Below are 5,926 nucleotides of genomic sequence, written 5' to 3'. Positions count from 1 at the left end.
CTTTTAGGCATTATCGCTCGTGTTCAGGGCTTTGTTGCGCGAGTCTGGCTGAGAACCCAAACCGGTTTTAATGATTTCCTTTTTGCAGGATTTTTAGCAGTCGATCGCAAAATATATTAATAACTGAGGTGAAATCATGCAGCTACATCTATTACGTATAAGCATTTTACTGATGGTACTTATCTATATTTTCATCGTTCCAGCAGAACCAATATTTGTGAAATTAGTTTTTAAAATCATTCCAATGGTACTGATTATTTATTATGCATGTCAGCAAGTACCGCAACACCGGGAGATGACCCATTCTCTTCTTTTAATTGGACTAGGATTTTCGATGGTTGGGGATGGGACATTACATTGGTTCATCGTTGGATTATCCGCCTTTTTAATTGGTCATTTATGTTATATTGGTGCTTTTTGGAAACAGTTTCAATTTTCTTGGCAACGTGCAACGTCACTTATCCCACTCCTTATTTTTAGTGCAATGATTGGTAGTCAATTCGTGGATGGTCTCAAGCAGAGTGGTAACCAGGAATTAATTATTCCAGTTATTTTTTACATACTTGCGATTATGATGATGTGCTGGCTTGCGATGATGACACGTAACATTTGGGCAATGATTGGTAGTATTTTATTTGTCATTTCCGATTCCATCCTAGCTTGGAATAAATTTGTTGCGCAAGTCGCGTATGAAGATGTACTCGTTATGATGACGTATTATGCCGCACAATTTTTCATCGCCCATAGCCTCATGACCATTGCACAAAAAAAGGAGCGAACAACATGACATGAATTGTTTACCAGTAGCGCCTCAAGGGGCTGGTAGTTTGAGAGAATGAATCATTTCTATTAAAAAGGAATTGTTTCCATCGTATCGTATAAACGAAGGTTTTCTGCGGGAGCAGAAAACCAGCCTTCTTCAAGTTCCATTTACTACCTTTCGAGTTCTCCTGTTTATCGCGCGACCCTCCCCTTGTATCGCGCGACTTAATCATGTTATTACTCGACTTTCCTGCTTTATTGCGCGACCCGGACTGTTTGTCGCTCGACTTCCTCCATGATTTCCTCAATTTTTTCAAAAATAAACACTTTGTCCAGCTCAAGTTTTACCTTTTTCATAGTATGGAATGGCAGTACCATTTTTGATGAAAAGGAGGATGTTGATTAATGAAGCTTTATTTAGATCCAGGGCATGGTGGGTCTGATAATGGTGCGAGTGGTAATGGATTAAAGGAAAAGGCGATTAACCTGGATATTGCCCTCAAGATCCGTTCGATTTTAAACAAGGACTATGAAAATGTGAACGTGCGCATGAGTCGCACAGACGATAGCACTGTCAGTCTAGATGAGCGGACGAATGAGGCGAATAGCTGGGGTGCTGATTATTTCCTGAGTATCCACTGTAATTCTTTCAACGGATCAGCGAAAGGGTATGAGGATTATATTCACAGCAGTTTATCTGATTCTTCTAAAACGGCCAACTATCAGGATACGATGCATGAAGCAATCACAAAGGTAAATGCGTTAAGTAATCGCGGCAAGAAAAAGGCAAATTTCCATGTGCTTCGTGAGACGACAATGCCGGCCCTGTTAACGGAAAATGGGTTCATCGATAACGAGCATGATGCAAACTTAATGGAGCAAGCATCATGGCGCAGGAAGGTCGCGCAAGGGCATGTCAATGGATTGGAAAAGGCATTTGGCTTAAAGCGAAAACAGGATGGTGAAACACTGTATAAAGTGATCGCTGGTTCCTTTCAGTCACGAAAAAATGCGAATAAACGGGTAGCTCTACTCGATTCAAAAGGGATCGACTCCTTTGTATCTCCTACTACTATATCCGGGAAGCAATGGTATCGTGTGCAAGCTGGAGCTTTTTCTAAACGGTCCAATGCAGAAAGGCAATTAAATAAGGTTAAAAATGCTGGCATTGCGGATGTTTATATTTTAACAGAGAATCCCGATGACGTAGGTGAGGATTCTTCAAGCTACGCAATTTTAGGCAAGACCTTTCTTTCTCCGGAACACATGAATCAATTCGTTCAAGACATTAACGAGGATGCGCTTGCATTAGGAAAATATTATTCCACATTTGGGGCGTATTACGGTATTCGAGGAGATATCGCCTTTGCTCAAGCAATGCATGAAACAGACTACCTCCGTTTTACTGGGATCGTGCAGCCGGATCAAAATAATTTTGCCGGAATCGGTGCAACTGGTCCGGATAATCCGGGGGCAAGTTTTGATACGCCAAGGGAAGGTGTTCTTGCGCACCTGCAGCACTTGTTTGCCTATGCATCGGAAGATTCCTTGCCAGATGAATATCCGCTTGTAGATCCCCGTTTTGATCTTGTAACACGAGGTTCGGCGAAAAACTGGACAGATTTAAACGGAAAATGGGCTGTTCCTGGGGATCAATACGGACAAAGCATATTAAATTTATATAAAAAAATGATTGATGCTAGTATCGAAAACCTGGAAAAAGTCCTTAACGCTATCAAGCAATAAGCTGGTTTGAAGCCTCTTTTTCTATTTTCTAAACAACCTGTCTACCCTCTTTTCTGACTATTTACGTAAGCTATTGTAAATCAATGAAAGGAGGATAACACATTGTTAAACTTTTCCATGATTGAGTTAATACGACGAAAGGGGCGAAAAATCGACAAAGAATTAAGACGACAAATTATCGACTTTTATAAACCATTTCGCTCCGTTCCGTGCTTTTTACACCAACCACTTGAAAATATCCGTAAAAGAATGAAGCGGCTTCCGATCATCATCGAGTTTGAGGATGGCTGCTATGTGAATGGCTTAAATGATGTAAAAAAAGCGAAATGTCGGCATTTACGCGAATTTCCCTCTATTTCATGTTGCTCTGCTAATCTATCCGTAAAAAATATGGAAAAATTAATGGATACCTGTAGCCACATCAAAAAAATCCACTACGACAGAAAAGTTACCACCTTACTTGATACTGCCACACCCTCCATGAACTCCGATCAATTACAAGAAAATGGATTAACTGGGGAAGATGTAACCATCGCGGTCATTGATACGGGGATCCACCCACATGCGGATTTGGAAGGCCGAATCAAAGCATTTAAAGATTTGGTAGGCGATCAAGATCAGTCATATGACGATAATGGACATGGTACCCACTGTGCTGGTGATGCGGCGGGAAACGGCGCTGCATCAGACGGAAAATATAAAGGACCGGCACCTGACGCTAACGTAGTTGGTGTGAAGGTGTTAAATAAAATGGGTTCTGGTTCCCTGTCTACCGTCATTGATGGGATTGAATGGTGTATCCAAAATCAAGCCGAACACGCTATCAATGTTCTTTCCCTATCCCTAGGTTCCGAAGCAACACAACCAGCAGAAGATGATCCGGTCGTAAGGGCAGTAGATGCCGCGTGGGATGAAGGGATGGTTGTTTGCGTAGCCGCTGGTAACTCAGGCCCTGAGGAACAATCGATTGGAAGCCCTGGCACCAGTCCGAAAGTTATTACCGTTGGTGCAGCGGATGACCACAATAACACAGATCGTTCCGATGAAACGGTAGCTGATTTCTCCAGTCGTGGTCCAACGATTGATGGTCTGCCAAAACCAGACCTTTTAACACCTGGGGTAGACATTGTTTCCCTACGATCACCTAATTCGTTTCTCGATAAGACGAATAAAGCTGCGCGTGTCGATTCCAATTATGTTTCATTATCCGGAACCTCCATGGCCACACCAATTTGCGCGGGAGTCGTTGCACAGTTGCTCCAAAATAACCCTGATCTCACCCCCGACCAAGTAAAAGAACAACTGATGGACGCAAGCGAAGATTTGGGACAACCATCCAATGCCCAAGGAAGCGGCTATCTAAATGCTGCCAATTTAATCGACAGCTAGGTAGCTTTTGGATGCAGGATTTACTGGAGGTATGATCCTTTCCACACCATGAAACTTTAAGCATGACAAAGATGCTCGTGAATGAAAAAATAAGACTTTTTACCGTTTATGTTTTGCAAGTGGAATGACACGTCGTGTGTTACTGCTGCGTTCCCCTTTCTCGTTCAAGCAGTTTCTTCTTCCGTGTTATTGCTCACCCCTGCACGGTTCCTACACGGGGCACGGCGTTCTCTTTCAGGAAGGAAATTCCCCCGAACAGTCGGACAAAAAGAGAGACTTTTCGGGGAATTTTTTTTTTAGAAATTAGGTTTACAGGTCTTGTTTAGCTTTTTTAATTGGATTACGGCTAAGACACAAAACGCCTTTATTTTACAATTACATTACAAATCTGGCAATTTATGAAAAATAGGTTAATAGTATGATATTATTGCTTTAATTACCATATTATACTTTTTTTACTAAATGGGATGAAAGCATAGAAAAAGGGGGATTTTTTTGGCTAACAAAAAAATGATTATGTCCGTCACTGCCACGGCAGCGATCGCAGGAGGATTAGTTGGCGCAGATAAGGCAGAAGCAGCATCATATAAAGTGAAAAGCGGAGATTCTCTGTGGAAAATCGCTCAGCAATACAACACAAGCGTTTCCCATTTAAAAAAAAATCAATAACTTGTCAGGGAGTCTTATTTTCCCGAATCAAGTGATAAAAACAAGTAAAGGATCCTCCTCAAACGGATCTTCATCAAATTCAAGCTCTAGCTCCAGTTCAAGTTCAGGCGGAAATAGCAGCTCCGGTACATATACCGTCAAACGCGGTGACACGCTAAGCGGCATCGCTTATAAACATAATATTTCCTTATCTAAATTAATGAAGTGGAATAACTTAAACACGACATTGATTTATCCTGGAAATAAGCTTAAAGTAAATAAATCCGGTACAAGCTCCTCCGGATCAAGCGCAAGCTCCGGTTCTAACTCAAGTTCCAGTGGTAATTCCGGGTCAACAGGCTCATCGAAAGTATATACCGTCAAATCCGGTGATACATTAAGCAAGATCGCCTCACGTTACGGTGTAACCGTCTCGAAACTAAAAAGCTGGAATAACCTAAATTCACATATGATCTACGTCGGAGATAAATTGAGCATCAACGGAAAATCAAGCAGCGGTAGTAGTAATAACAATAATAATAATAATGGAAGTAACAGCAGTAGCGGAAGCAGCAATCAAGGAAGCGGAACGTCGTCAAATGCTGATTACAACGTAAATAGCCTGATCAGCAAAGCGAAAAGCCTGCAAAACACACCTTACGTATGGGGCGGTACCTCACCAAGCGGATTTGATTGCAGTGGTTTTATCTATTATACCTATAATCAATCAGGAAAAGGTATGCCACGCCTATCAACAAGCGGATACTTCAACCGCTCTCATTATGTCAATAACCCAAAGCCTGGCGACCTCGTATTCTTTAAAAATACGTACAAAGCAGGCATCTCCCATATGGGAATCTATCTTGGCGGCGGCGACTTCATCCAAGCAGGAAGCTCCGGCGTAAAAATCGCCAACATCAACAACCCATACTGGAGCAAGCACTTTGACAGCTATAAACGATTCTATTAATCTAAATAATCCCTTGTTCGCATGATGCGACTAAGGGATTTTTTTATGTTGAAGGGGGAAGGTTTTCTGCGTGGCAGAAAACCACCTGTCTTCCGGGGGGAGTGCTGATTACTTGGTGAGGATGTCTTGCTGTGTGTTGGAGCTCGCTCGACTCCTTTCTAAGCAAGTGTTCCTTACTTGGTGAGGATGTCGTGCCTTGTGTTGCTGTCTGCTGTTGCGCGACTTTCTTGCTTTATTGCTCGAGTAGCTCCTCTTGTTGCGCGACTCGCACGTGTTATCGCTCGACCTGCCTCCCTTATTGCGCGAGAATACCTTCCTATCGCTCGACTTCCTCCTGAAAAGCAGCATCTTCCATTCCAATCAAATCTACCATCAAGAAAGATCACCTCTATCAACCCTATTTTCTGCCTT

The 5,926-nt window shown here is 42.3% G+C and carries 7 protein-coding genes; 5 read left to right on the top strand and 2 right to left on the bottom strand.

Going from position 1 to position 5,926, the window contains the following annotated elements:
- Positions 1 to 136 precede the first annotated feature (136 nt).
- The 4 genes from GZ63_RS0105420 to GZ63_RS18665 all read left to right on the top strand — a co-directional run bounded on the left by GZ63_RS0105420 (position 137) and on the right by GZ63_RS18665 (position 4,566).
- Entirely contained in the window at positions 137 to 787 is a 651-nt protein-coding gene (locus GZ63_RS0105420) for a lysoplasmalogenase (protein ID WP_029267624.1), read from the top strand.
- A gap of 380 nt (positions 788 to 1,167) precedes the next feature.
- A complete protein-coding gene (locus GZ63_RS0105410) occupies positions 1,168 to 2,508 on the top strand; it encodes an N-acetylmuramoyl-L-alanine amidase (protein WP_029267622.1) in 1,341 nt (446 codons plus the stop codon).
- Between the two features lie 102 nt (positions 2,509 to 2,610).
- Positions 2,611 to 3,897, top strand: a complete 1,287-nt coding sequence (locus GZ63_RS0105405) for a S8 family peptidase (protein WP_156947681.1) — start codon at positions 2,611 to 2,613, stop codon at positions 3,895 to 3,897.
- 495 nt (positions 3,898 to 4,392) lie between these two features.
- Positions 4,393 to 4,566, top strand: a complete 174-nt coding sequence (locus GZ63_RS18665; RefSeq protein ID WP_318842360.1) for a LysM peptidoglycan-binding domain-containing protein — start codon at positions 4,393 to 4,395, stop codon at positions 4,564 to 4,566.
- Positions 4,567 to 4,797: 231 nt separating this feature from the next.
- Here GZ63_RS18665 and GZ63_RS18655 read toward each other — a convergent pair whose 3' ends face one another.
- Complete coding sequence (locus tag GZ63_RS18655) at positions 4,798 to 4,950, bottom strand: hypothetical protein (protein WP_318842362.1); 153 nt, start codon at positions 4,948 to 4,950, stop codon at positions 4,798 to 4,800.
- 85 nt (positions 4,951 to 5,035) lie between these two features.
- On the opposite strand from GZ63_RS18655, the gene GZ63_RS18650 reads away from it, so the two are divergent.
- Positions 5,036 to 5,515 carry a C40 family peptidase gene (locus GZ63_RS18650; protein WP_318842361.1) on the top strand — a complete coding sequence of 160 codons (480 nt, stop codon included), beginning with the start codon at positions 5,036 to 5,038 and terminating at the stop codon, positions 5,513 to 5,515.
- A gap of 173 nt (positions 5,516 to 5,688) precedes the next feature.
- On the opposite strand, the gene GZ63_RS18295 is transcribed toward GZ63_RS18650, so the two are convergent.
- Positions 5,689 to 5,926, bottom strand: a 238-nt coding sequence (locus GZ63_RS18295) for a hypothetical protein (RefSeq protein WP_038220982.1), incomplete at its 5' end; no start/stop codon positions are given.

It is taken from the genome of Virgibacillus alimentarius (assembly GCF_000709085.1).
Taxonomy (GTDB): domain Bacteria; phylum Bacillota; class Bacilli; order Bacillales; family Amphibacillaceae; genus Virgibacillus_B; species Virgibacillus_B alimentarius.
Note: the sequence above shows the minus strand (reverse complement) of the source record. Positions and strands in the feature narration are given on the sequence as shown.